Origin of the sequence: Micromonospora fulviviridis (assembly GCF_014648395.1) — a bacterium.
In the GTDB taxonomy this organism is placed as follows: domain Bacteria; phylum Actinomycetota; class Actinomycetes; order Mycobacteriales; family Micromonosporaceae; genus Micromonospora; species Micromonospora fulviviridis.
Genome location: NZ_BMRA01000001.1, coordinates 160,273 through 186,983, shown reverse-complemented (window position 1 = coordinate 186,983; position 26,711 = coordinate 160,273). Strand labels below are relative to the sequence as shown.

Sequence of the window (26,711 nt, the reverse complement as noted above, 5' to 3'; positions counted from 1 at the left end):
CCGAGCTGGCGGTGTCCGCCCGCTTCCGATGCCCCCACCTCCCGCGAGGTGGAGTGGATCAACCGGCGGACACCGGCACATCGCCGAGTGGCCGGCCCGGCTGCCGTAGGGTGGCAGCCGTGACGACGCGTGTGGCCGCCATCGACTGCGGGACCAACTCGATCCGACTGCTGGTCGCCGACCTGCCCGACCCGTCCGCCGGGCCGCAGGCGCCGCTGGTGGACCGGAGCCGCCGGATGGAGATCGTCCGGCTGGGCCAGGGCGTCGACAAGACCGGCCGGCTCGCGCCCGAGGCGATCGAGCGCACCCGGGTCGCGCTCGCCGACTACGCGGCGGAGATCGAGAAGCTGGGCGCCGAGCGGGTCCGGATGTGCGCCACCTCGGCCTCCCGCGACGCGTCGAACGCCGCCGACTTCCGCACGATGGTCGAGCAGACCCTCGGCGTGGCCCCCGAGGTGGTCACCGGCGACGAGGAGGCCCGGCTCTCCTTCACCGGCGCGGTCCGCGGCCTGCCCGCCGACGCCGAACCGCCCTACCTGGTGGTCGACATCGGCGGCGGCTCGACCGAGTTCGTGGTCGGCACCCGCGAGGGCGGCGTCCAGGCGGCGATCTCCATGGACATCGGCTGCGTCCGGATGACCGAGCGCCACCTGCACGGCGACCCGCCCGGCCTGGACGAGATCGCCGCCGCGCAGGCCGACATCGCGGTCGCGGTCGACCGGGCCCTGGCGGCCGTCCCGGGCCGGGAGGCCGCCACCCTGGTCGGGCTCGCCGGCTCGGTCACCACGGTGGTCGCCATCGCCCAGGGCCTCCGGGAGTACGACCCGGCGCGCATCCACCACGCCCGGGTGTCGTACGACCAGGTCGCCGAGGTGACCGCCGACCTGCTGGGCAGGACGCGTGAGCAGCGGCTGGCCATCCCGGTGATGCACCCCGGCCGGGCCGACGTGATCGGCGCGGGCGCTCTGGTGCTCCGGGTCATCATGGAACGGGCCGGAATGCCCTCGGTGGTCGCGTCCGAACACGACATCCTCGACGGCATCGCCTGGTCCCTGGCCTGAGGCGGCCCGGTGTGATCGACGTCGAGCTGCTCATGGACGAGCTGGGGCGGCGGCAGATCGACGTCATGATCCGCGTCGACCGGGAGCGGATGGCGCAGTTCAACGGCCGGCCCTGGACCATGCTGCTCTCCGGGCCCGGACTCGGTGGCCGGCAGGTGATCCGAGTCGACGCGAGGACCTTGCCGGACGCTCTCGACCACTGCCTCGCTGAGCTGTGCACCTGCCCTGGTGACTGGGGCTGGCTGGACGCGTACCGAGGTCTGCCGCGTCCGTGACGGCCGACTGATCGATGCTCAGGCGATGGCGGCGATGTCCCCGTCGTCGAAGTAGATGGCCTGGTGGAGCCGGCCGCCCAGTGCGGCGGCGAAGCGGGCCACCACGTCCTGACCGGAGATTTTGCCCTGCTCGATCTGGGAGACCCGCCCCTTTGTGACGCCCATCCGGTCCGCCACCTGCTGCTGAGTCAGCCCCCGGGCGCGGCGTACCTCGGCAAGCCGGTGGCCAACGACCTCGGCGAGGAGTTCCTGCTTGCCAGCCTCGACCGCCTCTTCACCGCCGGCACGTGCGACGTGCTCGGCGCGGATGTCATGCCAGCGCGTGTAGTCGCTCATGCTTCCCCCTCCTGCCGTGCCCGGTCCTTCAGGTAGAGCTCGTAGCGGTGTTCTGCGAGTGGGATGGCCTCGTGGTACCACGTCTTCCACTGGCCCGACTTGTCGCCGGCAACCAAGAGGATGCTCGAACGCCAAGGGTCGAACGCAAAGAGAATACGTACGCTGCCCGGCCGCAGTTCCTTCAAGTTGGCCATCGCCGAGCCGCGGATGGTGTCGACCAGCGGTCGCCCGAGACCGGGGCCGTGTTCCGCCAGGAGATCGATTGCCTGCACGACCCGGGCATGCGTGTTGCCGTCGAGTGTCCCGATCCATTGCCGCACTTCGTCGACGAGGTAGACGTCCCACTCGCCAGCCACCATGAGGGTGAGTATAGCAATTGGTATACCCGGCGCCGCGCTCAAGGCGCGGTGTGTCGGCCCAGGCGTCGTGGCGGCGTTGTCGCGGCGCCTAGGGTCGGTGGATGGCAGTCAGGCGGATCAAGCCGAACATCCTCTCCGACGACTTCGAGGCCAGCAGCCGCTTCTACCGGGACCTGATCGGGCTCGACGGTGGTCACGGGCTCGACTGGATCCTGTTCTTCGGCGGCGAGGTGCGTGAGGTCCAGCTCTCCGTGATGAAGCTGGACGTCAGGGCCGGCGTCCATGCCGACGTGTCGATCGAGGTGGACGACCTCGACGACGTGCATGCCCGGTGCGTCGCCGCCGGCGCCGAGATCGTCTACCCGTTGACCGACGAGCCGTGGGGGCTGCGCCGGTTCTTCGTCCGGGATCCGAACGGCACGGTCGTCAACGTGACGCAGCACCACGAGTAGCCCGGCGGGTCAGGTCCGTTCGGCGGCTCACCGGGAACGCTGGCGCGGCCAGTCGGACGGCCGACCGGACCGGACCGCGGAGCCGCCCGACAGCAGCCCGGCCCAGTCCGATCGACCGGCCGAACCGTCTGCCCCGGCGGAACCGCCGGTCCGAACCAGCTGCGGCTCGGGGGTGCTGTGTGGCGTGCCCAGCCCGAGACCGTCCACGCCCAGCGGCCGGTCCCGTTCGGTTGCGGGCGGGATGATCTCGTCCGCCTGCAGCGGCGCGGGGGCGTCGTCCGCGGGCCGCGGCCACCGTTGCCAACGGCGGACGCTCACGACCCCGACGAGCAGCAGCGAGCCGACCAGCAGCGTCGTCCCGGTCCGGAGCGGGGCCGCCAGGTCGACCGGGTGGCCGCTCAGGGTCAGTTCGTGGTCGAACAGTTTCGTCACCCTGGTCGGGCTCACGAGCAGGCCCAGGTAGCTGGCCGAGTAGGCGAGTCCGGTCAGTGCCGCGCCCAGGGGGGAGAAGCGGAGCGTGGCGATGAGCCCGAGCACGATCCCGGCGGCGGCCAGCACCAGCGCGGGTCGAACGAAATCAGCGCTGTCCAGTGCGCCGCCGTTCTGTGCGGCGGCGAACGCCCGCTCCGACCGGTCCTGACCGAGGGCGAAGAGAATCCAGGCCAGCGGGCCGACGATGGCCGCGGCGAGCACGGTTCCGAGGTGTCGCATCGGGGGACCGTACCGATGTTCCGCGTGGATGAGCAGGCCCCATAAGGGAAAATTAAGTCGATCCGCGCGCCACGGTCAGGTCCGTTCGGTGGCGAGGCGTGCGCCGAAGCCGAGCAGCGCCACCCCGGTCAGCCCGTCCAGCCATCGCCGGACCCGCCGCCGGGACAGCAGGTCGCGGGCCCGGTCCAGCGCCGCGACCAGGACCAGCAGGTACGCGAGGCCGAGCACGGCGTGGCTGAGAGCGAAGGTGAGCAGCACCTCGACCGGCGCCGCGCCGCCGACGAACTGCGGGAGCACGGCCAGGTAGAACGCCAGCACCTTCGGGTTGGTGACGTTGGACAGGAAGCCCTGCCGGAAGCCGGCCAGCGCCTGCCCGGGCGTGGCGGCGGCGTCCCCGGCCAGCGGCGGGTAGTCGCCGCGCCAGGCCGACCGCCAGGCCTGCACCCCGAGGTACGCCAGATAGGCCACGCCGGCCCAGCGGATCGCCTCGAACAGCGGCTGGGAGCGGACGATGAGCGCGCCGAGCCCCGCGGCGGCGGTCACTCCCTGCACCGCGTTCGAGGCGGTGACGCCGATGGCGCTCCACCGGCCGCGCCGCCGGCCGGCGGCGAGCGTGTTGCGGGTGACCACGGCGAAGTCCGGCCCCGGGATCAGGATCAGCACGGTGGCGAAGACCAGGAAGGACGCGTAGCTGCTCCACGACATGCCCCGAGCGTACGCAGCTACCATGTTCTTGACGGTACTGCGCATTCCGCACTAGTGTGCGGAGCGTGGATACGACGCAGCTCCTCAAGGGCGTGCTCGACCTGGCGGTTCTCGCCGTGCTCAAGGAGGAGGACGGCTACGGTTACGACATCCTCCGCCGGCTGCGCGAGGCCGGCCTGGAGGAGGTCGGCGACGCCTCGGTCTACGGCACCCTGCGCCGGCTCTTCGCCGCCGGCCTGCTGACCACCTACGTGGTGCCGAGCGAGTCCGGCCCGCACCGCAAGTACTACTCACTCAACGCCGCCGGCCGGGACCAGCTCACCCGCTCCGGCAAGACCTGGCGCTCCTTCGCCACCACCATGGACACACTGCTCGACGATCGGGGGATGGCGGCATGACCGTCACTGGGCAGGAGATCACGGACTACGTCGGGCGGGTGCGGGCCGCCCTGGCCGACCTGCCGCCCACCGTCCGCGACGAGTTGACCGAGGACCTGCCGGAGCACCTCGCCGAGGTGGCCGCCGAGGCCGACGGCACGCTGGTCGACCGGCTGGGCGAGCCGGAGGCGTACGCGGCCGAACTGCGCGCCGCCGCCGGTGCCGAGGCGGGAGCCGGACCGGGGCGCCGGGGCCGTCGACTGGCCGCCGCGCAGGCGCGCGCCGCCACCCAGCTCCGCGCCCTCGACACCCAGCTCGGCCCGCTGCTCGGGCAGTCCTCGGTGAGCGAGTTCCTGCGTCCGCTGCGCCCGGCCTGGTGGCTGCTGCGCGGCTGGCTCGCGGCGCTGGTGATCGCCGTGGTGCTCCAGGAGCCGTCCGGGCTGCTGCCCCGGCTCGACGGCAGCGTGCTGGCCGGCCTGTTCCTGCTTGCCGGCACGGTCCTCGCCTCGGTCTGGCTGGGTCGGCGGGCACCCGGCCTCCGCGGCTGGCCGCGGCGGTTGCTGCGACTGGGCACCGCGGCGTTCCTGATCTTCTCGTTCGCGATGCTGGTCAACGTCGACCAGCACGCCAGCTCCGACCAGTTCGGCAGCTACCAGGAGGTCGCGGTGGACCGCCGGTACGACCGGATCGAGGACGTCTTCGTCTACGACCAGGAGGGGCGGCTGGTCCGCAACGCCCAGCTCTTCGACCAGAACGGCGTGCCGATCCGGCTCGGCTGGCCGAGCTGCCTGGACGCGAGCGGCACCGTGCCCGCGCCGCGCAACGCCTACCCGTACTGCCCCGACCGGGCGCCCTTCGGGCCGCCGGCACCGGCCGTACCGACCCTGAACGCCCCGCCCGCACCGGGCGCGAGCGTCGCCCCGGCACCCGGCGCGAGCGTGGCCCCCGCGCCGAGCGGGAGCGCCACCCCCGCGCCGACCGTGAGCCCGTCGGCCGTGCCCGGCGAGAGCACGCCGACGCCGGTGCCGACCCGCTGAAGCCGACCTCCGAGGGGCGTCCGCCGACCGGCGGGCGCCCCTCGGCACGTCCACCGTGGATGGTCGCGCGGAGCACGGGAGCGCACGGCGGTCCGCCGGCCGGGCCCCGCGGCGGTGACGGACCGGTCCGGGAGACGAACAGGAGGTGAATGCCACTGTTCTTTCGTCTTCCCCGGGCCGGTGAGCGCGTGGCACGCTACCCGCACGTAACACCCACTGTGCGACCAGCCAACGATGACTGACCGCTAGGAGGACGGGACCATGGGCGAGATGGTGAGCTTCACCGGCAACGGGGGGACGAGCGAGGGGTATCTCGCGATACCCTCCGGCGGTGCGGCCAGCCCGGCGGTCATCGTCATCCAGGACTGGTGGGGACTGGTGCCCCACGTCCGGGCGGTGGTGGACCGTTTCGCGGAGGCCGGCTTCGTCGCCCTCGCGCCCGACTTCCGGCACGGCGGCCCGGCGAGCAAGCCGAGTGAGCCCCGGCAGATGCTGAACAGCACCCAGATGGACGAGGCGGCGAGCGACATCGCGGCCGCCGCCGAATACCTCGCCAACCGGCCCGAGGTCGCCGGCAAGGTGGGCTGCGCCGGGTTCTGCGCCGGCGCGAGCCTGGCGCTCTGGTCCGGCACGTTCTCCGAGCGGATCGTCGCCACCGCCGGCTTCTACCCGCGGCTGCCCTGGGAGGGCATGAGCGCCGACTGGGCCGACTACGCGGGCAAGGCCGCGCTCGTCCACTGCTCCGAGGCGGACGGCCTCTCCGCCGCCGACGGGGTGCAGAGCGTACGCCGGGCCATCGAGGCGGCCGGCGGCACCTGCCAGACCTACGACTACCCGGGCACCGCCCACGCGTTCTTCAACGAGGACCGGCCGGAGCACTTCGACCAGCGGGCCGCCGCCACCGCCTGGGCCCGCACGCTGGAACTCTTCCGGGCGAAGCTTGGCTGAGCCGCGTACCCCCGCCGAGGTGGTCGCCCGCGCCGCGCGGGCGACCGACCTGGCCGATCTCGACGGCGCGGTGAGCAACTGCTTCGCCTGCCCGCGGCTGGTCGCCTGGCGCGAGGAGGTCGCCCGGGTCAAGCGGGCGGCCTTCCGCGACCAGGACTACTGGGGGCGGCCGGTGCCCGGCTTCGGCCCGCCCGACGCGCGGATCGGCATCCTCGGGCTGGCGCCGGCCGCGCACGGCGGCAACCGCACCGGCCGGATCTTCACCGGTGACCGCTCCGGCGACGTGCTCTTCGCCGCGCTGCACCGGGCCGGGCTGGCCAACCAGGCGACGAGCGTGTCCGCCGACGACGGCCTCGCCCTGCGGGACACCCGCATCTTCGCCGCCGTGCGCTGCGCGCCGCCGGACAACAAGCCCACCCCGGCCGAGCGGGACACCTGCGCGCCGTGGCTGCACCGCGAGGTCGCGCTGATCCGGCCCACACTGCGCGTCGTGGTCGCCCTGGGCGCGTTCGCCTGGGCCGCGTGGTGGCCGGTGCTGCGCCACGTGTACGGGCAGCGCCCGCCCACTCCGCGCCCGGCCTTCGGTCATGGGGCACACTGGTCCGGCACGTCCGCACCGGCGGTGCTCGGCTGTTACCACGTCAGCCAGCAGAACACCTTCACCGGGCGGCTGACACCAGCGATGTTGGACGACGTGTTCGCCCGGGCGAAGGATCTGGCCGGGGTGGACTGAGGAATGCGTGGGGCGGTGGGATGGACCTCGGCGTGCTGCGCAGATGGTGGCCGGTCGCGGCGGTGACCCTGCTGCTCGCCGTCGCCGCGCTCGCCGCCGGGCACTCCACCATCGGGGCGAGCCGGATCCCGCCCGCCGCCGACAACATCCCGTACGTGCCGGACTACCCCTCCGCCGAGGCCGCGCCCTCGATCACCGTCGAGCCGCGCGAGTTCGGCCCGCCCACCTCGGGCGGCATCCCGGGCTGGCTCGCCACCGGCGCCATCGTGCTGCTCGGGGCGGCCGTGCTGGCCGTCGTCGGGTACGTGCTCTGGACCGTGTTGGGCGGGGCGCTGCGCCGGACCACCCGCGCGGTGCCCACCCAGCGGGTGCGGCGTACCGCCGAAGGCACCGCCCGCGAGGTGGTGGCCGCGTTGGACGCCGGCCTGGAGGAGTTGGACGACCGGTCCACCGACCCGCGCACCGCCGTGATCGCCTGCTGGGTCCGGCTGGAGGAGGCCGCCGACGAGGCCGGCGTGCCCCGGCGCGCCGGGGACACCCCCACAGACCTGGTCAGCCGGCTGCTGCGCGGCGACCCGGCGGCCGGCGTCCCGGCAATCGCCAGCGCCGACGTGCTGGACGGCTTCGCCCACGTCTACCGCGAGGCCCGGTACGCCACCCACACTGTCGACGAGCGGATGCGTGACCAGGCCCGGGCGGCCCTGCGCCGGCTGCGCGGCGAGCTGACCACGCTGGCGGTCGGCCCGGAGGTGGCATCGTGAGCGCGAGGAGTGAGCCGGGTCTGCGAGCTCCGCAGTCGCGAACGAAGATGGCACCGTGAGCACCAGCATCGACGACCTGCTCTCGTTCGCCGAGGAGCCCGCCGAGGAGGCGCGCCCGTCGGGCGGCGGTCGGGCGCGTTGGGTGCTGCGGACCCTCGCGGTCACCGCCGCGATCGTGGTGGTGGTCGTCGTCGGGCTGCGCGCGGTCGGCCTCCAGGTCTCGCTCTGGATCATCGTGGCGGGCGTGCTCGCCGTGCTCGCCGTCCGCCGGGTCACCGCCGAGCTGTCGCCCCCGCCGCCGCCCCGGGCCGGCGGCCGTGCCCCGGCCGGTGAGGAGCCCGGCACCTGGAACTGGTCCGCCCGGGACGCGCTGCGTGCCGCGATCAACGGGTGGGAACGCCCGCTGGACTGGTGCTCCGACAACCCGACGCGGTTCACCGAGCGGGTGCTGCCCCGTCTCGGCGAGCTGGCCGACGAGCGGCTGCGCCAGAAGCACGGTGTCACCCGTGAGTCCGATCCGGCCCGTGCCCGCGCCCTGATGGGCGAGCCGCTGTGGACGTTTCTCGGCACCCCCGCCCGCCGCCCCCCGTCGCCGCGCGACCTCGCGGCGATCGTCGCCGAACTGGAGAAGCTGTCATGAACGACGTGGACCGGAGCATGCCCCCCGCCGAGGTAGGCCGGCTGGCCCGCGCGGTGCTGGACGCGGTCGGCACCGTCGTGGTCGGCAAGCGGGAGGCGCTGGAGCTGGTCCTGGCCGGCATCCTGGCCGGCGGCCACGTGCTGCTGGAGGACCTGCCCGGCCTGGGCAAGACGCTCACCGCGCGCTCGTTCGCGCAGGCCCTGGGGCTGGACTTCCGGCGCCTCCAGTTCACCCCCGACCTGCTCCCCGCCGACGTCACCGGCTCCTTCCTCTACGACCAGCGCAGCGGCGACTTCTCGTTCCGCGCCGGCCCGGTCTTCACCAACCTGCTGCTCGCCGACGAGATCAACCGGACCCCGCCGAAGACCCAGTCGGCGCTGCTGGAGGCGATGCAGGAGAAGCAGGTCTCGGTCGAGGGCGTCACCTACCGGCTGGACGAGCCGTTCCACGTGCTCGCCACCGCCAACCCGATCGAGTACGAGGGCACCTACCCGCTGCCCGAGGCGCAGCTCGACCGGTTCCTGCTCCGGGTCTCGTTCGGCTACCCGAACCACGACGAGGAGTGGGAGGTGCTGCAACGGCGGATCGCCCGCCGCCGCGAGGAGGCCGAGATCAAGCCGGTGGTGGACGCCGCCACGCTGCGCGCCATGCAGGCCGCGTTGGAGGACGTGGTCGTCGAGGACTCGATCGGCCGGTACATCGTGGCGCTGACCGCGGCCACCCGGGAGCACCCGTCCGCGCTGGTCGGCGCGTCGCCGCGTGGCTCGCTGGCGCTGCTGCTGCTGTCCCGGGTACGCGCGGTGCTCGCCAACCGCGACTACGTGGTGCCGGAGGACGTCAAGGCCGTGGCGGCGCCCGCGCTGGCGCACCGGATCACCCTGCGGCCGGAGATGTGGCTGCGCCGGGTCGATCCGTCCTTCGTGGTCGGTGAGGTGCTGGAGTCCACGCCCGCCCCGGCCAGCGGCGCGCTGCCCAGCTACGCGGCCGGACCCGCCGGGCGCTGATGACCGACCGTCAGGAACCGGCGAGCGGCTGGGCGCCCACCTGGGCGCTCGGCCGGGCCGTGCTGCTCACCGGCCTGCTGCTGGTCGCGGCGGTGCTGCTCGGCCGGATCGACCTGGTCGTGCTGGCCACGCCGTTGGCGCTGGGCACCGCGTACGCGCTGCGCCGCCGGCCCACCGCGCTGCCCGAGCTGGAGATCGGCGCCGGGGACACGCACCTGGTCGAGGGGGCGCCGATGGAGGCCACGGTTGCCGTGGCCAACCCGGACACGGTCTCCTACGACGTGGCGGTGGTGCGGACCCGGATGTCGCGCTGGCTGCGGGTGGAGAAGGTCGGCTTCGGCGGGACGGGGGTGGACGTGAGCCGCTCCGGCGGCGCCGACCGGCCCTTCGTGACCTCGGTGCCGTCCGGCTCCGCCGTCGACCTGGAACTGACCGGGACGGCGCTGCGCTGGGGGCGGCACCCGATCGGCCCGGCCGGCGCCCGGGTCGCCGCCGCGGACGGGCTGCTGGTGTCGCGGGCCGTGGTCACCGACGCGGTCCGGACGCGGGTCTACCCGATGACCCAGCCGTTCGAGGCGGTGGAGGAGATGCCTCGGGCCGCCGGGCTGGTCGGCGCGCACCACTCGCGCCGGCCGGGGGAGGGCGGCGAGCTGGCCGGGGTCCGCGTCTTCGCACCCGGGGACCGGCTGCGCCGGATCGACTGGCGGGTCTCGCTGCGGGCGCGCCAACTGCACGTGGCGGCCACCCTCTCCGACCGGGACGCCGAGGTGGTGGTGCTGCTCGACGTGCTGGCCGAGGCGGGCCGCTCCGGCGGCGTACGCGGCCCGGCGTCGGTGTTGGACACCACCGTCCGGGCGGCCGCCGCGATCGCCGAGCACTACCTGCACCGGGGTGACCGGGTGGCGCTGCTCGAATACGGTCCGGCCGCCCGCCGGCTGCGCCCGGCCACCGGCCGGCGGCAGTACCTGACCGTGCTGGAGTGGCTGCTCGACGTCAAGGCCGAGTCGTCCCCGCACGAGCCGTACGACCAGGTCTTCGGCCCGCAGCTGCTCTCCTCGGACGCGCTCGTGGTGGTGCTCACCCCGCTGCTGGACGAGCGGTCGGCGCAGATGCTGGCCCGGATGGCCCGGGGCGGGCGGTTCGTGGTCGCGGTGGACACCCTGCCGGCGGAGCTGCCGGTGCCGAAGGACCGGGGCTGGGCCGAGGTGGCCTACCGGCTGTGGCGGCTGGACCGGGACACGATGATCGGTCAGCTCCGCGAGCACGGCGTGCCCGTGGTGCGCTGGGCCGGCGCCGGCAGCCTGGACCAGGTGCTGCGCGACGTGGCCCGCCTGGCGACCGCACCTCGGGCGGGTATGCGGTGAGCGCGAGGAACGCAGCGGAGCGGAGTCCCGCAGTCGCGAACGAAGAGTGGCTCAGATGAACGATCTCGTCGAAGGGCTGAATGAGCGCGTGCGGGCGCTCCGGTACGCGGTGGGGCGGGTCAGCCCGACGCCGCTGCTGGTGCGGGCCGGCATCTTCTTCGCGGTGCTGGTCGGCTTCCTGGTCGCGTACCCGGCGCAGGCCTTCACCGCGCGGTCGCTGCTGGCCCTCACGGTGGTGGCGGTGCTGCCGGCGGTCGGCCCGCGCCGGATCTGGCCGACCTTCGCCGCGCTGGTGACCGTCGGCGGCTGGCTGCTCGCCACGCTGGGCTTCGACCGGCCGCCGGCGCTGTGGCGGCTGCTCGCCGTGGCCACCCTGCTCTACCTGGCACACACCCTCTGCGCGCTGGCCGCGCTGCTGCCCTACGACGCGGTGGTCGACCCGGATCTGGTGCTGCGCTGGCTGGCCCGGGCCGGCGGGGTGGTGCTGGCCGGCGCCGTGCTCGGCATCGTGCTGGCCGCGCTCGGCGGGGCCGGCGGGGACGCCGGGTCGCAGGTGGCGACGGTGGTCGGGCTGCTGGTGGCGGTGGGGCTCAGCGGCCTCCTGGCCTGGCTCCTGCGTCGCAGATAACGGGACGCCGCGCAAAGTTGCGCAGGTCACAGGGGTTGTGCTCCGTCACAGAACGGGGTCTCGATCGGGATTAGCCGAGCCGCCCGGGGAAAGATAGATGACGTGAATCCGAAGCGGATCCTTGTCGTGGGTGCCGGGCACGTGGGCCTGTACGCCGCTCTGCGCCTGTCCAAGAAGCTGAGCTCCCGTGAGGCCGAGGTCATCGTCGTCGACCCGCAGCCGCACATGACCTACCAGCCGTTCCTCCCGGAGGCTTCGGCGGGCAACATCTCCCCGCGGCACGCTGTGGTGCCGCTGCGGCGGGAGTTGCGTAAGTGCAAGGTCGTGGCCGGCACGGTCACCCGGATCGACCACGACCGCAGGACCGCCGTCGTGCAGCCGATCAGCGGCCCGACCCGCGAGATCCAGTACGACCACGTCGTGGTCGCCCCCGGCTCGGTCTCCCGCACCCTGCCGATCCCCGGCCTGCACGAACACGGCATCGGGTTCAAGACCATCGGTGAGGCCATCTTCCTGCGCAACCACGTGCTGGACCGGCTGGACGTGGCGGCGGCCACCACCGACCCCGAGGTGCGCAGCCGCGCGCTGACCTTCGTCTTCGTCGGCGGTGGTTACGCCGGCATCGAGGCGCTCGCCGAGATGGAGGACATGGCCCGGGACGCGCTGCGCTACTACCCGGAGCTGAAGCCCGAGGACATGCGCTGGGTTCTGGTCGAAGCCACCCAGCGGGTGCTGCCCGAGGTCGACCGGGACATGGGTGCCTACACGGTGCAGCAGCTGCTCAAGCGGAACATGGACATCCGGCTGGACACCCGGCTGGAGTCCTGCGTCGACGGGGTGGCGAAGCTCTCCGACGGGTCGAGCTTCCCGTCCGACACGATCGTCTGGACGGCCGGCGTCAAGCCGTCGCCGATGCTGGACGCGACCGACTTCCCGCGCGACGAGCGGCGCCGGGTCACCTGCCTGCCCACCCTCCAGATCGTGGACGGCGACCGGGTGGTCGAGGGCGCGTGGAGCGCCGGCGACTGCGCCGCAGTGCCGGACCTGACCAAGGAGCCGGGCAACTTCTGCTCGCCGAGCGCGCAGCACGCGGTCCGGCAGGCCGCCCGGATGGCCGACAACATCGCGAACGTGATCCGCGGGCGCGAGCCGGTCAACTACAAGCACAAGCACGCGGGCAGCGTGGCCAGCCTCGGCCTGCACAAGGGCGTGGCGCAGGTCTACGGCGTGAAGATGACCGGCTGGCCGGCCTGGTTCATGCACCGCACGTACCACATGTCGCGGATCCCGTCGTTCAACCGCAAGGTCCGGGTCGTGGTCGACTGGACGCTGGCGTTCTTCCTCAAGCGCGAGGTGGTCGCCCTGGGCCAGCTGCACGACCCGCGCGAGGAGTTCGCCGAGGCGTCCGCGCCGCCGGTCGGCGCGCGCGTCTGAGACAACCGGAAAGGGCCCTTCCCGTACGGGAGGGGCCCTTCGCCGTTTCCGGGCTCAGAACCGCCAGGTCCAGGCGTCGGCGATCCGGGTGCCCGGCCCGAAGAGCTGTTCCAGGGTCCGGCGCAGGGTCTCTGCGTGCGGCGCGTCGTCGGTCAGCGCGACGCAGGAGGCGCGCCAGAACTCGATGTCCCGGGCGGCCTGCCGGCGCTGCCGGTCGCCGACGGCCGGCGCCACCCCCCGCCTGGCCACCTCGGCCAGCAGGGCGGAGGTCGGCCGCTGCCAGGTCCCCATGGTGGCCGAGCCGTTGCGGCCGTACGGGCCGATGAAGAAGCCCTCCGGCATGCCGAAGGCGGCGTCGGCGGCGGTGCCCCAGCGCATCGGCCACGGGTCCTTCGGGGTGGCCGTGGGCACCGGCACCAGCACCCCGCCGGGGCGTACGCACTCCCGCCAGTGGCCGCCGGTGACGAACCGGGGCAGCGGCGGCCGGTCGGTGGTGGGCAGCGGCGCGGGGAAGACGCTGAGCAGGGCCGCGCCGACCGCGAGGGGGACCAGCCGGCGGGCCCGCCCCCGCTCGCCCAGCGCCCGGTGCACGGCCAGGGTGAGGACCGTCCCGACCAGCGGCAGCACCGCCAGGCCGAACCGCATGGGCAGCGCGCCGTCCACCACCGGCAATCCGGCCAGCAGGGCGTACGGGCCGGGCACCCCGGTCCGCTCCCCGCCGACCACCACCTCGGGGCCAAGCGACAGCGCCGCCATGACCAGCGCCCCCGCGAGGCAGGCGACCACCAGGGCGCGCCGGCCCAGCCAGAGCGCGCAGCCGACGGCCACCAGCAGCAGCGGCCAGCCCAGGAAGGTGTTGAACTCGGCCGGGCCGGTGGTCAGCCGGGCCGCGTCGTCGCCGCCCAGCACGGACTGCGCGGAGAGCCGGGTCCAGCTGGTCAGGTCGGCGGAGAAGTAGTGCGGGCTGAACATGCCGTCCGAGACGCCCTGCGGCCCGGCGAACTGGTGCCACAGCGGGTACGCCAGCACGAACAGGGCCAGCCCGGCGGCGCACATCAGCCCACCGGCGAAGCCGGGCAGCGCCCGGCGCAGCAGTGCCGGGTCGGCCAGCCCGTACGCGACGGCCATGACCAGCAGGGTGAGCGCGGTGAGGAAGAGCACCTCCTCGCCGATGAACACCTGGAGGGTGACGGTGACGGCCAGCCCGAGCGACGAGGTGGCGAGCCGGCGGCGGTCCGGGCCGTCCGGGCGGCCGGCCGGGTCGGCGGCCCGGAGCAGCCGGACGACCAGCCAGACGATCAGCGGGACCAGCCACTGGGCGGTCATGTGCAGGTGGGCGTTGCTCTGCGAGACCATGCCCGGGCCGAAGCCGCAGAGCGCCGCGCCGAGCCCGGCGGCGAGCCGGCGGGCCCGCAGCGTCCGGGTGAGCAGCAGGTACCAGGCCAGCGCCGTGCCGGCCAGGTTGGCCGCGGCCAGCAGGGCGAAGGTGACCGGCGCGCCGAGGACGAGGGTGACCGGGGCGAGCAGCACGCCGAGCGCGATGACCGTGGTGTTGGTCATGAGGTTGACCCCGTCCGGCGCGTTGAGCCGGTCGGTGATCAGGCCGAAGTCGCCGAACAGGGCGCGGGAGTCGACGGCCAGGAACCACTCGTAGAGGGTCTGGTCGGCCGGGTTGAGCGCGAGCACCCGCTGCCCGGGCGCCGGCCACAGCCCGTGGGTGAGCCAGCCGGCGAACACGGCGAAGAGCAGCCCGGCCAGCAGGTCCGCGCGGTGCCGGCGGCCGGCGGCCAGCAGCCGGGCCGCCCGGCCCGGGCGGGGCGCCGGGTCGAGGCGGAGTGCCTGGTCGGGGTCGGGCCCGGGGGCCGTGCGGGCGGCGCTGGTCACGGGCTCGACCATATCGGCCGGGCCCCTCGGGGTACGCCGGGCCGCGGCGCAGCCGCTACGGTGAGACGTGCACCGCCGCGTGTCGGCACGCCGGTGTTCACCCGCCCGGGTGGTGGAACGGCAGACACGGCCGCCTTAAAAGCGGCTGCCGCAAGGCGTGCGGGTTCGACCCCCGCCCCGGGCACCAGACTCTCAGCTTTCCCACAGCTTCGCGCGGCGCGCGGCGTTGCCACCCCGTTTACCCTGGAGAGGCACGTTCACGTGCATCGACCCCCTGAGGGAGGCCTGAAGAAGTGAAGACCTCGAACCCGGTGCTCGCCCGGCTCGGCCAGGCGGCTGAGCGGGAGCGGGCGGCCGGGTACGCCCAGCCCGGGCCGTACGGTCAGCCCGGATATCCCCAGCAGTACCAGCCGTACCCGCAGCAGCAATACCCCGGGGGCCACGGCTACCCGGCGGCCCCGCCCACCGTCACCCCGATGACCCTCGACGACGTGGTCGTCAAGACGGTGCTGATGCTCGGCATCCTCGGCGCCTCGGCCGCCGCGGCCTGGGTGCTCGTGCCGGACGCCCTGACCGGCGTCGCCTGGATCGGCGCCGCGGTGGTCGGCCTGGTCCTCGGCCTGATCATCTCGTTCTCCCGGATGGCCAACCCGGCGCTCGTGGTGGCGTACTCGATCGTCGAGGGCGTCTTCGTCGGCATGGTCAGCAAGACGTTCAACACGTTCTACGACGGCATCGTGCTCCAGGCCGTGGTCGCCACCTTCGGCGTCTTCTTCCTGATGGCGATGATCTACAAGGCGCGGATCATCCGGGCCACCCCGAAGTTCGCCCGGATCATGGTGGCGGTCATCGCGGGTCTCTTCGGCGTCATGCTGATCAACCTGGTGCTCGCGCTCTTCGGCGTCAACACCCACCTCCGCGACGGCAGCCCGCTGGCCATCGGGTTCAGCCTGGTCTGCATCGTGGTCGCCGCGCTGAGCTTCGTGCTCAACTTCGCGGAGATCGAGGAGGGCGTCCGGATGGGGCTGCCGCAGCGCTACTCCTGGACGGCCGCTTTCGGCATCGTGGTCGGCCTGGTCTGGCTCTACCTGGAGATCCTCCGGCTGCTCAGCTACTTCCAGGGCGACGACTGACCAAACCCGCCCGACCTGCGACGCCCGCCTGCCGCGCCCGCGGCGGCGGGCGTCGTCGTTTCCCGGTCGCCGCCGGGCCTCCGGGGGCAGAGTGGGAGCCGGGGTACGTCGGCGCGAGGAGGTCGCGGTGCGCAGTGCCAACCCGGTGCTGGACCGGCTGGACGACGTGGGCCGGACCGAGCGTCAGGTGCTCGGCGTGGGGGCCGCCGACACGATGACGGTGGCCGACGTGGTCAGCCGGACCGTCGGGCTGCTGCTGCTCACCGGCGTCACCGCGGCGGTGGCCTGGGTGCTCGTGCCGCAGGCGGTGTGGATCTCCGCGGCGCTGGCCGGCAGCGCCCTGGCCAGCCTGGTGCTGGTGCTGGTCATCTCGCTGAAGCAGATCACCAACCCGCCGCTCATCGCCGGGTACGCGGTGCTTCAGGGCCTGCTGCTCGGGGTCGCGAGCCGCGCGTTCGAACTGGTCTACCCGGGCATCGTGGCGCAGGCGGTGGTCGGCACCTTCGGGGTCTTCCTCGGCATGGCGCTGCTCTACCGGGCCCGGCTGATCCGGGCCACCCCGCGGCTGGCCCGGCTGGTGCTCGGCACGCTCATCGGCATCGTGGCGATCGGCCTGGTCAACCTGGTCACCTACCTGCTCACCGGGCGGCAGGGCGCCGAGGTCTACAGCCTCACGGCGCGGGTCGGCTGGCTGCCGTACCTCTTCTCGGTGGTGGCCATCATCGCCGGGGCGCTCAGCTTCGTCCTCGACTTCGACCTGGTCGAGCGGTCGGCCCGCAACGGCCTGCCCCGCCGGTACGCCTGGTTCTGCGCGTTCGGGCTGCTGGTCGGGTTGATCTTCCTGTACTGGCAGATCCTCCGCCTGCTCAGCTACGTGCGCCGCTGACCGTACGACAACTCCAGCTCGGGTGGCGGCCATGATTCGGCCTCCGCGCCGCTGGGCGGCGCTCCGGTCTCCGAATGAAAGCCGGTCTGCCGCCGCGCCGCGACCTGGAGCCGTCGTAGACTCGGCCGCGATGAGCGCAGCGGAACTGGACCGGGCCGTGACCCTGTTGGTCCGCCAGGTCGGGCACTGGGAGCAGCCGCGCTGGTCGGCGGCGGCCGAGGGCGGGAACGTGTCCCGCGCCGACCTGGTGCACAAGCTGGTCCAGGAGATCGCCAACCTGGCGGCCGACGCCGAGGGGGAGCCGCGCCGCGAGGTGCCCCGGCTCCCCAGCGACCTGGCCCTGCCCGACCAGCTGCGGGTGGTCACCGCCGACCTCCTGGCGGCCGGTGCACCGGAGCCGGTGCTGGCCGGGGCGGCCGCCGCGGTGGCCCGGACCCGGTCCGCGCTGTAACCCGCGGTCACCCCGTCAGCCAGCGCCGCACCTTCCGGCGACGGGCCCGGTCCCGGGCCCTGGCCAGCGCCGGCCCGGCCCGGTCGGCCACCGTCGCCTGCCGGGCGTACAGCAGGCCGTAGGTGAAGGTGTTCTCGCCGTCGGCGTACGCCCCCAGCGCCTGCTCGCGCAGCACCTCCCGGGTCACCACCGAGTCCTGGTGCGCGCCGAGCGCGTCCTGGAGGTCCTTGAGCCGGTCCGCCAGCTTCGCGTCGGGCCGGCGCACCTCGACGGCGTACCGGGCCCGCTTGCCCGCCTTGCGCGCCTCGTGCAGCGCGGTGTCGTCGGTCCCGCCGCCGGCCAGCGCCCGGTCCAGCCGCTCGTCGAAGCGGGTGAGGGCGCGACGGACCCGCCGGGTCACCCAGCGGGGCCGTACGGCGCGCGCGGTCGGCCCCTCCACCAGCGCGTCCAGCCGGCGCAGCAGGTCGGTGTAGCGGTCGGAGCGGAGCGCGGCGCGCAGCCCGTCGAGGGCGGTGGCCAGGTCGGCGGCGAACCGCTCGGCGAACCGGGCCGGTACCGGGCCGAGCACCAGCTCGTCCGGTTCGGCGTGGACCGCGTCGGCCAGCCGGGCGCCCATCACCTGGACGTCCCGGACCGGCCCGAGCTGCCCGCCCAGCCAGCGCAGCTCCGCCCGTACGCTCTCGCTCTCCGCGCGGTCCCACAGCCCCCGGAAGGTCCGCAGGGTGGAGCGGAGCCGGCGGACGGCCACCCGCATGTCGTGCACGGCGTCCTCGGCGCCGCCGAGCGCGCCGGCGTGGTGGCCGACAAGCGTGTCGCGCTGGGCGGTGAGGTAGTCGACCACGGGCGCGGCCGCCGGGTCGGCGGGCGCCGGCCGGGTGGCGGCGAGCCGGCCGCCCAGGGCGCGGTGCGACTTCGAGACCGGGACGGCCCGGGCACCGGCGGCGCGCAACCGGTCGTCGATCGCGTCGAGCAGCGCCTCGTCGCCGTCGACCAGCTCGACCTCGATCTCGTGCCAGGTCTGCCGCTCGCCGCCGACCAGGTCCTCGGCCCGTACGTCGTCCTCGGCCACCTCGGCCAGCGTGCGGCCCGCCGCGTCCAGCAGGCGGCGTTCCCGGCGGCGGGTGACGACCCGCGCGGCCGGGGCGACCGGCCGGCCCCGGGACGCGCCCCGGAAGAGCGCGACCAGCTCGGCCGGCGGCTCGGCGTCCTCCGGCCCGGCCGGGAACTGGTGCTCGGTGCGCGCGCCGCCGACCGCGCCCACCTTGAGGTGCCAGCCCGCGTCGTGCCCGCCGGTCCGCCGCCGCAGCGCGTAGCCGCTGCGGGCCAGCCGGAGGTCGGCGGTGTCCCAGTAGACCGCGTCCAGGTCGAAGGCGGTGGCGTCGGACGCCGTCGCGACGCCACCGCACCCCGTCAGGTCGGGCAGCCGGAATCCCTCGTCGCCGGAGTACTTGCGCTCGCGTTCCACGACGGTCGCCATGGCGCCTCCCGTACCCGGCTCCTGGTCCGGTGAATCGACCTCAGTTCAGGCGTTCGAGCACCATGGCCATGCCCTGGCCGCCGCCGACGCACATGGTCTCCAGACCGATGGTCTTGTCGTGCCACTCCAGCGCGTTGAGCAGGGTGCCGGTGATCCGGGCGCCGGACATGCCGAACGGGTGGCCGACGGCGATCGCGCCGCCCATCACGTTCAGCTTCTCCTCCGGGATGCCGAGCTGCCGGTACGACGGGATCACCTGGGCGGCGAACGCCTCGTTGATCTCGACCAGGTCGACGTCGTCGATGGTCATGCCGGCCCGCTTCAGCGCCTGCCTGGACGCCTCGACCGGGCCCAGGCCCATGATCTCCGGCGACAGCGCGGTGACGCCGGTCGAGACGATCCGGGCCAGCGGGGTGAGCCCCAGCTCCCGCGCCCGCTCGGCGCTCATGACCACCACGGCGGCGGCGCCGTCGTTGAGCGGGCAGCAGTTGCCGGCGGTGATCCGGCCGTCCGGGCGGAAGACCGGCTTCAGGCCGGCCACCGCCTCCAGGGTCACCCCGGGGCGCGGGCCGTCGTCCGTGCTCACCACGGTGCCGTCCGGCGTGGTGACCGGGGTGATCTCGCGGGCCCAGAAGCCGTCCGCGATCGCCTTCTCGGCGAGGTTCTGGCTGCGCACGCCGAACGCGTCCATGTCGGCGCGGGTGACGTCGTGGACCTGGGCGAGGTTCTCCGCCGTCTGGCCCATGGTCAGGTAGATGTCGGGGAGCTGGCCGTCCTCGCGCGGGTCGGTCCACACCTCGGCGCCGCCCTGCGCCCGGGCCGCGGAGCGCTCCCGCGCGGCCGCGAAGCGCGGGTTCTCCCACCCGCCGCCGACCAGCGCCTGCGCCTCGGGCGGCAGGGTGTCCGAGTTGCCCCGCGCGTACCGGGAGACGGTCTCGACGCCGGCGGAGATGAAGACGTCGCCCTCGCCCGCCCGGATCGCGTGCATCGCCATCCGGGTGGTCTGGAGCGAGGAGGCGCAGTAGCGGGTCAGCGTGGCGCCCGGCAGGCCGTCCAGGCCCAGCAGGGTGGCGACCACCCGGGCCATGTTGAAGCCCTGCTCGCCGCCGGGCAGGCCGCAACCCAGGTAGAGGTCGTCGATGGTGGTGGGATCGAGCGCCGGGACCTTGTCGAGGGCGGCCTGGACGATGGTGGCGGCGAGGTCGTCCGGGCGGACCTCCCGCAGGGAACCCTTGAACGCGCGGCCGATGGGGGACCGGGCGGTGGCGACGATGACGGCGTCGCGGGGCGACTCAATCGGCATGAACCAACGTTAACCCGCCGGTAACTTGTGGCGGAAGCCGCTCAGCGGGCGGGAAATGTCACCCCGCCGGCGCTCAGTGGTGGTGCCGGTAGGCGACCGCGGCGGCCGCCTCGACCGCCGGGAGCAGCGCGTGCGCCCAGACCCGGTAGCCGTCGGCGGAGGGGTGGAAGCCGTCGTGGCAGAGAGTGCCGGCATCCGCCCGGAACACCGGCCCGGTCTCGGTGCCGAGGTCGACGACCCCGCCGCCGGCGTCGAGCACGGCGGCCGTCTGGGCGCGCGCCATCCGCCGCCCCGACCAGCCGAGCACCTGCCGCAGCGGGGACGCGACCGCGCGCACCGCGCCGAGGTCGGGGCAGGTGCCCACGACCACCTCGACGTGCGCCTCGCGTAGCCGGCGCACCGCCGAGCCGAGGTAGGCCGCCGCGTCGGCGGGACGGGCCAGCCCGGTGGCGTCGTTCGCCCCGATCAGGATCACCGCCACGTCGGGCCGCTCGCCGAGCAGCGCCCGGGCCACCTGGGTGGCCAGGTCGGTGGAGCGGGAACCGGAGACCCCCACGCTGGACAGGTGCACCCGCCGGCCGGTGGGTCCCTCGGCCAGCAGGTGGGCGAGCTGGCCGCCGATGGTCTCCTCGAAGCGTTCGACGCCGACGCCGAGCGCCGACGAGTCGCCGAGCAGCACCAGCCGCAGCGGCGGAGCGTCCGGCCGGCCGACCGTGGCGCGCAGCGCGAGGCCCAGCTCGGGCTGGGCGTATTCCCGGCTGCGGGCGGCGATGGCCTGGCCGGCGAGGACCGCCGCCCCGCCCACCGTGCCGGCGAGCAGGGAGAGCGCGGCGGCCCGGCCGAGCCGGACCGCGAGCTCGTTACGCTCGGTCATGACGACACCTCCCCAGCTCCCACGGCCCGCGGGCCGGTCTGCTCGTGGCGAACGGCGTCGACATGAGCATGGCACACGTTGTGCCTGCTGATGATGCCCCCGCCGCCCCGCTCATGCCAGTCCCTCCAGCTGGGCCGGGTCGGCTGCGGCACCGGACTGCGGCACCGCGCCGACACCGAAGAAGGCCCGCCGCCGAAGCTGCGCCCAGCGCCCACCGGGCCCGCGCTCGCGGCCCCGGACCTCGGTGCCGCTGACCTCGGTGCCCGCGTGCCGGGCCGCCTCGTGGGCCGCCTCGGGCAGCGACCGCACGCCCTCCGCCCCGGCCAGCGACGGCCGGCGTTCCTGACCGGCGCCCAACGCCGAGAGCACGGTGGGCAGCAGCGCCGCCGCCGCGACCGCGTACCCCTCGGCGGACGGGTGGAACCGGTCCCAGGCGAACATCCGGGTCGGCTCGGCGGCGAACCGCGGGCCGAGCAGGTCGCCGAGGGAGACCGTCCAGCCGCCCGCCTCGACCACCGCCACCGTCTGGGCGGCGGCGAGCTGGCGGCTCCAACGCCGGGCCAGCCAGCGCAGCGGCGGCTGGATCGGCCGGATCGCGCCCAGGTCGGGGCAGGTGCCGACGACCACCTCGCAGCCGGCGGCCCGCAGCGTGCGGACCGCGTCGACCAGGTAGCGCACGGCCACCGAGAGCGGGGTGCGGTTGGTGACGTCGTTGCCGCCGACCAGGACGACCGCGATGTCCGGTTCGACCTCCAGGGCCGACTCGACCTGCGGCTTCAGCCCGGCGGACAGGGCGCCCACCACGGCGAACCGGTGCAGCCGGACCGGCCGGTGCAACCGGCGGGACAGCCCGGTGGCCAGCAGCGCGCCCGGGGTCTCCCGGCGGCGGTGCACGCCGTAGCCGGCGGCGGAGGAGTCACCGAGGATCACCATGGTGACCGGCGGCCCGGGCAGCTTCGCCCCGTAGACGCCGTCGCAGCGGGGCGGGGGCGCCTCGGCCATCGGGATGGTGCGCCGGGCCTGGCGGGCCTGCCCGAGCAGCACCCCGCCCGTGGCGACGGTGGCCGCCACCGTGGCGCCCGTGCCGATCGCCGTCAGGCGGGCGATCCGCCGGGCGCGCTGCCAGCCGCCCGGCGCGACGGAACCAGCGTCCCCCATGCACCGACATTATCGCGCCGATACGACACCCGCTCTCCCGTGATCGTCACGGCTGGAACGCGACCGTTCCGGGTACCGGTACGGGAGGGGCGGGCTTGCGCCGGGACCGCACCCTGATCGAGCGGAGAGGGGCGAGGAGATGGCGAAGACACTGAAGCGGAGCGCGGCCTTCACGGCGTTGGCCCGGGCGCTGGCGGCCGGGGCGCGGGGTGGCCCGTCGCTGGGCGCCCGGCTGGCGGCGCTGCCCCGGATGATCCGGGCCACCGCCCGGGGCGAGTACGACGGCGGCCTGCGGCTGGCCCTCATGGCCGGGGCGACGGCGTACATCGTCTCGCCGATCGACCTGCTGCCGGAGATCCCGCTGGCGATCTTCGGCCTGGCCGACGACGCCGTGATGGTCACCTGGCTGGCCGGCAGCGTGCTCGCCGAGACCGACCGCTTCCTGGAGTGGGAGGCACGTCGCAGGTCCGTCATCCCGGGGCATGTGGCGCCCTGACGGCACGTACCCTGGGCGACGAACTGACGACTTACCGGCCGCCCCACGACGGCGGCGCGACGAAGGGCACAACGAGGTGCAGTACTACGACAACGTGGTCGAGCTGATCGGCAACACCCCGCTGGTCCGCCTGCGCAACGTCACCGAGGGCATCCAGGCGACCGTGCTGGCGAAGGTGGAGTACGTCAACCCGGGCGGTTCGGTGAAGGACCGGATCGCGCTGCGGATGGTCGAGGACGCCGAGAAGGCGGGCCTGCTCCGGCCGGGCGGCACGATCGTCGAGCCGACCAGCGGCAACACCGGCGTCGGGCTGGCCCTCGTCGCCCAGCTCAAGGGCTACAAGTGCGTCTTCGTCTGCCCCGACAAGGTCAGCCAGGACAAGCAGGACGTGCTGCGGGCGTACGGCGCCGAGGTGGTGGTCTGCCCGACCGCCGTGGCGCCGGAGGACCCGCGCTCCTACTACAACGTCTCCGACCGGCTGGCCCGGGAGATCCCCGGCGCCTGGAAGCCCAACCAGTACAGCAACCCGGCCAACCCGCGCTCGCACTACGAGACCACCGGCCCGGAGATCTGGAAGCAGACCGAGGGGCGGCTCACCCACTTCGTGGCGGGCGTGGGCACCGGCGGCACCATCTCCGGCATCGGCCGCTACCTGAAGGAGGCGTCCGACGGGCGGGTCCGGGTGGTCGGCGCGGACCCGGAGGGCTCGGTCTACTCCGGCGGCACCGGCCGGCCCTACCTGGTCGAGGGCGTCGGTGAGGACTTCTGGCCGGAGACCTACGACCGCACCGTGGCCGACGAGATCGTCGAGGTCTCGGACAAGCAGTCCTTCGAGATGACCCGGCGGCTGGCCCGCGAGGAGGGGCTGCTGGTCGGCGGCTCCTGCGGCATGGCCGTGGTGGCCGCCCTGGAGGTGGCCCGCAAGGCCGGCCCGGACGACGTGATCGTGGTGCTCCTGCCGGACAGCGGCAAGGGCTACCTGTCGAAGATCTTCAACGACACCTGGATGGCCCGGTACGGCTTCCTCGACAACTCGGGCACCGAGCCGACCGTTGCCGACGCGCTCGCCGGCAAGCCGGGCGGCCTGCCCGAGCTGGTGCACGTCCACCCGACCGAGACGGTCCGCGACGCGATCGACTACATGCGGGAGTACGGCGTCTCCCAGCTGCCGGTGCTCAAGGCCGAGCCGCCGGTGGTGACCGGTGAGGTCGCCGGCTCGATCGCCGAGAAGGACCTGCTCGACGCGCTCTTCACCGGCCAGGCCCACCTGCACGACACGATCGAGCGGCACATGACCGACCCGCTGCCCATGATCGGCGGCGGCCAGCCGGTGAGCGAGGCGGTCGCGTTGCTGGAGAAGGCCGACGCCGCGCTGGTGCTGGTCGACGGCAAGCCCAAGGGCGTGCTGACCCGGCAGGACCTGCTCGCCCACCTCGGCGCGCGCTGACTCGTCAGGCAACGAGGGCCGCACCCCGGCGGGTGCGGCCCTCGTCGCGTCAGCGGCTCAGCTCGGTCGGGACGGCCACCACGTCGACGTACGCCCCCTTGCGCAGCACCGTGACGGGAAGGCGGGCGCCGATCGCCGGACCGAGCATCAGCCGTTGCAAGCCCTGGCCGTCCTGCACCGGTCGGCCACCGGCCGCCACGATCACGTCGCCGAGGTAGAGCCCCGCCATCCCGGCGGGGCTGCCCGGCACCACCTCGACCACCCGCAGCCCGCGCCGCTGCCCCGTCCGGGCGGTGATCTCCGGTGGCAGCGGCACCGGCACCCCGGCCACGCCCAGCCAGGCCCGGCGGACCCGGCCGTCGGTGGTGAGGTCGGCGATGATCTGCCGGGTGGTGGCGTTGACCGGCACGGCCAGCCCGAGGCCGTACCCGGCGACCGCCGTGTTGACCCCGACCACCCGGCCGGCCGAGTCGGCCAGCGCCCCGCCGGAGTTGCCCGGGTTCAGCGCCGCGTCGGTCTGGATGACGTCCTCGATGAGGCGGACGACCCGCCCGTCCCGGGCCGGCAGCGACCGGCCCAGCCCGGAGACCACCCCGGCGGTGACCGAGCCGGCCAGCCCCATCGGGTTGCCGACGGCGACCACCAGCTGGCCGATCCGCAGCCGGTCCGCGTCGCCCAGCTCCACGGGCGCGACGGTGACCCGCTCCGCCCGCAGCACCGCCAGGTCGGAGAGCGGGTCGGCGCCGACCACCCGGAACCCGGTCTCGGTGCCGTCGCCGAAGGCGGCCGACCCGTCCCGGGCGCCCTGCACCACGTGGGCGCTGGTGAGCAGCAGCCCGTCCGGGCCGATCACCACGGCGGAGCCGGCGCCGGCGCCGCGCGGGGTCCGCACCGACAGGGCGGCCACGCTGGGCAGCACCCGGGCGGCCACGCCCGTCACCACCCGGGAGTACGCGTCGAGCGCGGCGTCCTCCGCCCGCTCTGTGTGCTCGGTGTCCATGCCGGTGCCAACGCGCCGGCATCGACGCCCATGCCCCGATCCGCTCAGAGCGAACGGGCGTAGCGGAGCTGGGGGACGACGGTGGTGCCGATGACGTCGTCGCGCTGCTCGCCCGTGGCGGTCCAGCCGCCGCGCTCGTAGAACCGGCGGGCGGTCGCGTTCTCCCGGAGCACCCAGAGCGCCCCCCGGGACCAGCCGCGGGCCCGCATGGCGTCGAGGGCGTCGAGCATGAGCGCCCGGCCGGTGCCCCGGCCCCGCTCGGCCGGCTCCAGGTGGATGGCGTTGAGCAGGCCGGTGGCCGGGTCGCCCTCGTCGTCCGGGCCCAGGTAACTGAAGCCGACGAGCCGCCCGTCCCGCTCGGCCACGGTCATCCGGTGGTCCGCGCCCTCCCAGGTCACCCGTTCCGTCCAGTACCGGCCCATCGCCTCCGGGGTCGGCTCTGCCAGCGCGTCCGCCGACAGGAACGACGAGTACGCCGCGACCCGGGACCGCTGGTGCAGGGCACCGACCGCCATGAGGTCGGCCTCGGTGGCGGGGCGTAGGGAGATCGTCACCCGGCCGAGGCTACCCGCCGGGGTGGCACCGGAACCGTCATCAGGTCCTCGGCGATCACCAGCTCCCCGGCGAAGTGCGCGCGGGCCTCGTCGGCGAAGCGGCGCGGGTCCGCGTACCGCTGGGAGAAGTGGGTGAGCACGAGCGTGCGTACCCCCGACTCGGCCGCCACCCGCGCGGCCTGGCGGGCGGTGAGGTGGCCGACCTCGGCGGCGAGGGCGGCCTCCGGCTCCAGGAAGGTCGACTCGATGACCAGCAGGTCGGCGTGCTCGGCCAGGGCCCACACCCCGTCGCAGAGCCCGGTGTCCATGACGAAGGCGAACCGCTGCCCCGGTCGGGTCACGCTCACCTCGTCCCGGGTGACGCGGCGCCCGTCCACGTCCAGGTGGCCGTCGCGCAGGAGCTGACCGACGGCCGGGCCGGCGATGCCGTACGCGGACAGCTTCTCCGGCAGCATCCGGCAGCCGTCCGGCTCGACGAGCCGGTAGCCGTACGTCTCGATGGGGTGGCGCAGCCGGCGGGCCTCCAGCGTGCCGATGCCCAGCGTGATCCGCTGCCCGTCCGACTCGATCGGCTCGACGGCCAGCTCGGCGGTCTCGTAGAAGCTCGACGCGTGGCGCAGCCGGTCGAAGTATTCGGCGGCCCCGGCGGGGAAGTGCACGGCCACCGGGTGCGGGACCCGGTCCAGGGAGAGCCGCTGGATCATGCCGGGCAGGCCCAGGCAGTGGTCGCCGTGGAAGTGGGTGACGCAGATCCGGGTCAGGTCGGTGGCGGAGATCCCGGTGTGCAGCATCTGCCGCTGGCTGCCCTCGCCGGGGTCGAAGAGCAGCACCTCGTCGTCCCAGCGCAGCAGGTAGCCGTTGTGGTTGCGGTGCCGGGTGGGCGCCTGGCTCGCCGTGCCGAGGATCACCAGCTCGCGCATCGACACGCTGACCCTTTCGGATATGAAGCGACCCCCGGGGCTTCCGCGCTCGCGCGCGGGCCGGCTGGACTGGGCCGGCACCCCGGGGGTCGGGTGGCTGTCGTGGTTTCGCCGCACCGCTGCCACACGGTCTCGACGATGGTGCAGGTGCCCGCCTCGCGGCGGACGGGATTTCACTGTCGAGGACAGCGGCTAGCGGACAGCCACCTCACGAGTCCGATTGCTATACAAGTCTGGACCACCTCCTTTCCCGTGTACCGCCACGCTATCGACTTCCCGCCGAGCCCGGCAACGGATTTCGAT

The 26,711-nt window shown here is 74.3% G+C and carries 30 protein-coding genes and 1 tRNA gene; 19 read left to right on the top strand and 12 right to left on the bottom strand.

Annotated features, from left to right (window positions below; all coding sequences use genetic code 11):
* The first annotated feature begins 131 nt into the window (after window positions 1-131).
* The gene (locus IEY96_RS00870) at window positions 132-1,061 is read left to right on the top strand and encodes a Ppx/GppA phosphatase family protein (protein WP_189193566.1); all 930 of its coding nucleotides are present in this window, start codon (window positions 132-134) and stop codon (window positions 1,059-1,061) included.
* Window positions 1,062-1,072: 11 nt separating this feature from the next.
* Window positions 1,073-1,336 carry a hypothetical protein gene (locus IEY96_RS00865; RefSeq protein ID WP_189192886.1) on the top strand — a complete coding sequence of 88 codons (264 nt, stop codon included), beginning with the start codon at window positions 1,073-1,075 and terminating at the stop codon, window positions 1,334-1,336.
* 18 nt (window positions 1,337-1,354) lie between these two features.
* Here the strand turns inward: IEY96_RS00865 and IEY96_RS00860 are convergent, their stop codons facing one another.
* Together IEY96_RS00860 and IEY96_RS00855 are read right to left on the bottom strand one after the other, a co-directional pair.
* Window positions 1,355-1,672, bottom strand: a complete 318-nt coding sequence (locus tag IEY96_RS00860) for a helix-turn-helix domain-containing protein (RefSeq protein ID WP_189192885.1) — start codon at window positions 1,670-1,672, stop codon at window positions 1,355-1,357.
* The gene (locus IEY96_RS00855) at window positions 1,669-2,031 is read right to left on the bottom strand and encodes a type II toxin-antitoxin system RelE/ParE family toxin (RefSeq protein WP_189192884.1); all 363 of its coding nucleotides are present in this window, start codon (window positions 2,029-2,031) and stop codon (window positions 1,669-1,671) included. The genes IEY96_RS00860 and IEY96_RS00855 overlap by 4 nt, the downstream gene beginning before the upstream one ends.
* A 101-nt stretch (window positions 2,032-2,132) precedes the next feature.
* Here IEY96_RS00855 and IEY96_RS00850 point away from each other — a divergent pair, with 101 nt between their 5' ends.
* Window positions 2,133-2,483, top strand: coding sequence for a VOC family protein (locus tag IEY96_RS00850; protein WP_189192883.1), 351 nt, complete (start codon window positions 2,133-2,135; stop codon window positions 2,481-2,483).
* A gap of 27 nt (window positions 2,484-2,510) precedes the next feature.
* Here the strand turns inward: IEY96_RS00850 and IEY96_RS00845 are convergent, their stop codons facing one another.
* Entirely contained in the window at window positions 2,511-3,194 is a 684-nt protein-coding gene (locus IEY96_RS00845; protein ID WP_189192882.1) for a hypothetical protein, read from the bottom strand.
* Window positions 3,195-3,269: 75 nt separating this feature from the next.
* Window positions 3,270-3,899: a LysE family translocator gene (locus tag IEY96_RS00840; protein ID WP_189192881.1), complete on the bottom strand. Its 630-nt coding sequence runs from the start codon at window positions 3,897-3,899 to the stop codon at window positions 3,270-3,272.
* Window positions 3,900-3,964: 65 nt separating this feature from the next.
* Between IEY96_RS00840 and IEY96_RS00835 the strand changes: the two genes are divergently transcribed.
* The 10 genes from IEY96_RS00835 (at window position 3,965) to IEY96_RS00790 (ending at window position 12,825) form a co-directional block, all read left to right on the top strand.
* Window positions 3,965-4,297, top strand: a complete 333-nt coding sequence (locus IEY96_RS00835; RefSeq protein WP_189192880.1) for a PadR family transcriptional regulator — start codon at window positions 3,965-3,967, stop codon at window positions 4,295-4,297.
* On the top strand, window positions 4,294-5,313 hold the full coding sequence (locus IEY96_RS00830) for an HAAS signaling domain-containing protein (protein ID WP_189192879.1): 1,020 nt from the start codon (window positions 4,294-4,296) through the stop codon (window positions 5,311-5,313). The genes IEY96_RS00835 and IEY96_RS00830 overlap by 4 nt, the downstream gene beginning before the upstream one ends.
* A 261-nt stretch (window positions 5,314-5,574) precedes the next feature.
* Window positions 5,575-6,261, top strand: coding sequence for a dienelactone hydrolase family protein (locus tag IEY96_RS00825; RefSeq protein ID WP_189192878.1), 687 nt, complete (start codon window positions 5,575-5,577; stop codon window positions 6,259-6,261).
* A 19-nt stretch (window positions 6,262-6,280) separates the two neighbouring features.
* A complete protein-coding gene (locus IEY96_RS00820) occupies window positions 6,281-6,994 on the top strand; it encodes a uracil-DNA glycosylase (protein WP_189193565.1) in 714 nt (237 codons plus the stop codon).
* Between the two features lie 20 nt (window positions 6,995-7,014).
* The gene (locus IEY96_RS00815; RefSeq protein WP_189192877.1) at window positions 7,015-7,755 is read left to right on the top strand and encodes a DUF4129 domain-containing protein; all 741 of its coding nucleotides are present in this window, start codon (window positions 7,015-7,017) and stop codon (window positions 7,753-7,755) included.
* A gap of 55 nt (window positions 7,756-7,810) precedes the next feature.
* Window positions 7,811-8,395: a hypothetical protein gene (locus IEY96_RS00810; RefSeq protein WP_189192876.1), complete on the top strand. Its 585-nt coding sequence runs from the start codon at window positions 7,811-7,813 to the stop codon at window positions 8,393-8,395.
* Window positions 8,392-9,399, top strand: coding sequence for an AAA family ATPase (locus IEY96_RS00805; protein WP_189192875.1), 1,008 nt, complete (start codon window positions 8,392-8,394; stop codon window positions 9,397-9,399). The genes IEY96_RS00810 and IEY96_RS00805 overlap by 4 nt, the downstream gene beginning before the upstream one ends.
* Window positions 9,399-10,763: a DUF58 domain-containing protein gene (locus IEY96_RS00800; protein ID WP_189192874.1), complete on the top strand. Its 1,365-nt coding sequence runs from the start codon at window positions 9,399-9,401 to the stop codon at window positions 10,761-10,763. Before IEY96_RS00805 ends, IEY96_RS00800 begins: the two co-directional genes overlap by 1 nt.
* A gap of 55 nt (window positions 10,764-10,818) precedes the next feature.
* Window positions 10,819-11,391, top strand: coding sequence for a hypothetical protein (locus IEY96_RS00795; protein ID WP_189192873.1), 573 nt, complete (start codon window positions 10,819-10,821; stop codon window positions 11,389-11,391).
* A 102-nt stretch (window positions 11,392-11,493) separates the two neighbouring features.
* Window positions 11,494-12,825, top strand: a complete 1,332-nt coding sequence (locus IEY96_RS00790; protein ID WP_189192872.1) for an NAD(P)/FAD-dependent oxidoreductase — start codon at window positions 11,494-11,496, stop codon at window positions 12,823-12,825.
* Between the two features lie 54 nt (window positions 12,826-12,879).
* On the opposite strand, the gene IEY96_RS00785 is transcribed toward IEY96_RS00790, so the two are convergent.
* On the bottom strand, window positions 12,880-14,709 hold the full coding sequence (locus IEY96_RS00785; RefSeq protein ID WP_268247131.1) for a DUF6311 domain-containing protein: 1,830 nt from the start codon (window positions 14,707-14,709) through the stop codon (window positions 12,880-12,882).
* 103 nt (window positions 14,710-14,812) lie between these two features.
* On the opposite strand from IEY96_RS00785, the gene IEY96_RS00780 reads away from it, so the two are divergent.
* From IEY96_RS00780 to IEY96_RS00765, 4 genes are all read left to right on the top strand, one after another.
* Window positions 14,813-14,896: transfer RNA gene (locus tag IEY96_RS00780), tRNA-Leu, on the top strand.
* Window positions 14,897-15,002: 106 nt separating this feature from the next.
* Complete coding sequence (locus IEY96_RS00775) at window positions 15,003-15,842, top strand: Bax inhibitor-1/YccA family protein (RefSeq protein WP_189192870.1); 840 nt, start codon at window positions 15,003-15,005, stop codon at window positions 15,840-15,842.
* Window positions 15,843-15,969: 127 nt separating this feature from the next.
* Window positions 15,970-16,728: a Bax inhibitor-1/YccA family protein gene (locus tag IEY96_RS00770; protein ID WP_189192869.1), complete on the top strand. Its 759-nt coding sequence runs from the start codon at window positions 15,970-15,972 to the stop codon at window positions 16,726-16,728.
* A 130-nt stretch (window positions 16,729-16,858) separates the two neighbouring features.
* Window positions 16,859-17,179, top strand: a complete 321-nt coding sequence (locus tag IEY96_RS00765) for a hypothetical protein (protein ID WP_189192868.1) — start codon at window positions 16,859-16,861, stop codon at window positions 17,177-17,179.
* Window positions 17,180-17,186: 7 nt separating this feature from the next.
* Here the strand turns inward: IEY96_RS00765 and IEY96_RS00760 are convergent, their stop codons facing one another.
* From IEY96_RS00760 to IEY96_RS00745, 4 genes are all read right to left on the bottom strand, one after another.
* Window positions 17,187-18,656, bottom strand: coding sequence for a CYTH and CHAD domain-containing protein (locus IEY96_RS00760; protein WP_189192867.1), 1,470 nt, complete (start codon window positions 18,654-18,656; stop codon window positions 17,187-17,189).
* 40 nt (window positions 18,657-18,696) lie between these two features.
* Window positions 18,697-19,959, bottom strand: a complete 1,263-nt coding sequence (locus IEY96_RS00755) for an acetyl-CoA C-acetyltransferase (protein WP_189192866.1) — start codon at window positions 19,957-19,959, stop codon at window positions 18,697-18,699.
* Between the two features lie 73 nt (window positions 19,960-20,032).
* The gene (locus tag IEY96_RS00750; protein ID WP_189192865.1) at window positions 20,033-20,833 is read right to left on the bottom strand and encodes an SGNH/GDSL hydrolase family protein; all 801 of its coding nucleotides are present in this window, start codon (window positions 20,831-20,833) and stop codon (window positions 20,033-20,035) included.
* Window positions 20,834-20,944: 111 nt separating this feature from the next.
* Window positions 20,945-21,991, bottom strand: a complete 1,047-nt coding sequence (locus IEY96_RS00745) for an SGNH/GDSL hydrolase family protein (protein ID WP_189192864.1) — start codon at window positions 21,989-21,991, stop codon at window positions 20,945-20,947.
* A gap of 139 nt (window positions 21,992-22,130) precedes the next feature.
* Between IEY96_RS00745 and IEY96_RS00740 the strand changes: the two genes are divergently transcribed.
* On the top strand, window positions 22,131-22,487 hold the full coding sequence (locus tag IEY96_RS00740; protein ID WP_189192863.1) for a YkvA family protein: 357 nt from the start codon (window positions 22,131-22,133) through the stop codon (window positions 22,485-22,487).
* A gap of 76 nt (window positions 22,488-22,563) precedes the next feature.
* Window positions 22,564-23,934, top strand: a complete 1,371-nt coding sequence (locus tag IEY96_RS00735) for a cystathionine beta-synthase (protein ID WP_189192862.1) — start codon at window positions 22,564-22,566, stop codon at window positions 23,932-23,934.
* Window positions 23,935-23,983: 49 nt separating this feature from the next.
* On the opposite strand, the gene IEY96_RS00730 is transcribed toward IEY96_RS00735, so the two are convergent.
* From IEY96_RS00730 to IEY96_RS00720, 3 genes are read right to left on the bottom strand one after another with little or no spacing between them, the layout of a single operon-like run.
* Entirely contained in the window at window positions 23,984-24,934 is a 951-nt protein-coding gene (locus IEY96_RS00730) for a S1C family serine protease (RefSeq protein WP_189192861.1), read from the bottom strand.
* 44 nt (window positions 24,935-24,978) lie between these two features.
* On the bottom strand, window positions 24,979-25,488 hold the full coding sequence (locus IEY96_RS00725) for a GNAT family N-acetyltransferase (protein WP_189192860.1): 510 nt from the start codon (window positions 25,486-25,488) through the stop codon (window positions 24,979-24,981).
* Entirely contained in the window at window positions 25,485-26,414 is a 930-nt protein-coding gene (locus IEY96_RS00720) for a ribonuclease Z (RefSeq protein WP_189192859.1), read from the bottom strand. The genes IEY96_RS00725 and IEY96_RS00720 overlap by 4 nt, the downstream gene beginning before the upstream one ends.
* Between the last annotated feature and the right edge of the window lie 297 nt (window positions 26,415-26,711).

Bases quoted from the DNA above. Each gene is read 5' to 3' on its own strand.
- IEY96_RS00730 (WP_189192861.1), bottom strand. From the start codon at position 24,934: ATGGACACCGAGCACACAGAGCGGGCGGAGGACGCCGCGCTCGACGCG.
- IEY96_RS00815 (WP_189192877.1), top strand. From the start codon at position 7,015: ATGGACCTCGGCGTGCTGCGCAGATGGTGGCCGGTCGCGGCGGTGACC.
- IEY96_RS00860 (WP_189192885.1), bottom strand. From the start codon at position 1,672: ATGAGCGACTACACGCGCTGGCATGACATCCGCGCCGAGCACGTCGCA.
- IEY96_RS00745 (WP_189192864.1), bottom strand. From the start codon at position 21,991: ATGGGGGACGCTGGTTCCGTCGCGCCGGGCGGCTGGCAGCGCGCCCGG.
- IEY96_RS00800 (WP_189192874.1), top strand. From the start codon at position 9,399: ATGACCGACCGTCAGGAACCGGCGAGCGGCTGGGCGCCCACCTGGGCG.
- IEY96_RS00830 (WP_189192879.1), top strand. From the start codon at position 4,294: ATGACCGTCACTGGGCAGGAGATCACGGACTACGTCGGGCGGGTGCGG.
- IEY96_RS00755 (WP_189192866.1), bottom strand. From the start codon at position 19,959: ATGCCGATTGAGTCGCCCCGCGACGCCGTCATCGTCGCCACCGCCCGG.
- IEY96_RS00845 (WP_189192882.1), bottom strand. From the start codon at position 3,194: ATGCGACACCTCGGAACCGTGCTCGCCGCGGCCATCGTCGGCCCGCTG.
- IEY96_RS00750 (WP_189192865.1), bottom strand. From the start codon at position 20,833: ATGACCGAGCGTAACGAGCTCGCGGTCCGGCTCGGCCGGGCCGCCGCG.
- IEY96_RS00840 (WP_189192881.1), bottom strand. From the start codon at position 3,899: ATGTCGTGGAGCAGCTACGCGTCCTTCCTGGTCTTCGCCACCGTGCTG.
- IEY96_RS00850 (WP_189192883.1), top strand. From the start codon at position 2,133: ATGGCAGTCAGGCGGATCAAGCCGAACATCCTCTCCGACGACTTCGAG.
- IEY96_RS00740 (WP_189192863.1), top strand. From the start codon at position 22,131: ATGGCGAAGACACTGAAGCGGAGCGCGGCCTTCACGGCGTTGGCCCGG.
- IEY96_RS00795 (WP_189192873.1), top strand. From the start codon at position 10,819: ATGAACGATCTCGTCGAAGGGCTGAATGAGCGCGTGCGGGCGCTCCGG.
- IEY96_RS00805 (WP_189192875.1), top strand. From the start codon at position 8,392: ATGAACGACGTGGACCGGAGCATGCCCCCCGCCGAGGTAGGCCGGCTG.
- IEY96_RS00855 (WP_189192884.1), bottom strand. From the start codon at position 2,031: ATGGTGGCTGGCGAGTGGGACGTCTACCTCGTCGACGAAGTGCGGCAA.
- IEY96_RS00760 (WP_189192867.1), bottom strand. From the start codon at position 18,656: ATGGCGACCGTCGTGGAACGCGAGCGCAAGTACTCCGGCGACGAGGGA.
- IEY96_RS00825 (WP_189192878.1), top strand. From the start codon at position 5,575: ATGGGCGAGATGGTGAGCTTCACCGGCAACGGGGGGACGAGCGAGGGG.
- IEY96_RS00765 (WP_189192868.1), top strand. From the start codon at position 16,859: ATGAGCGCAGCGGAACTGGACCGGGCCGTGACCCTGTTGGTCCGCCAG.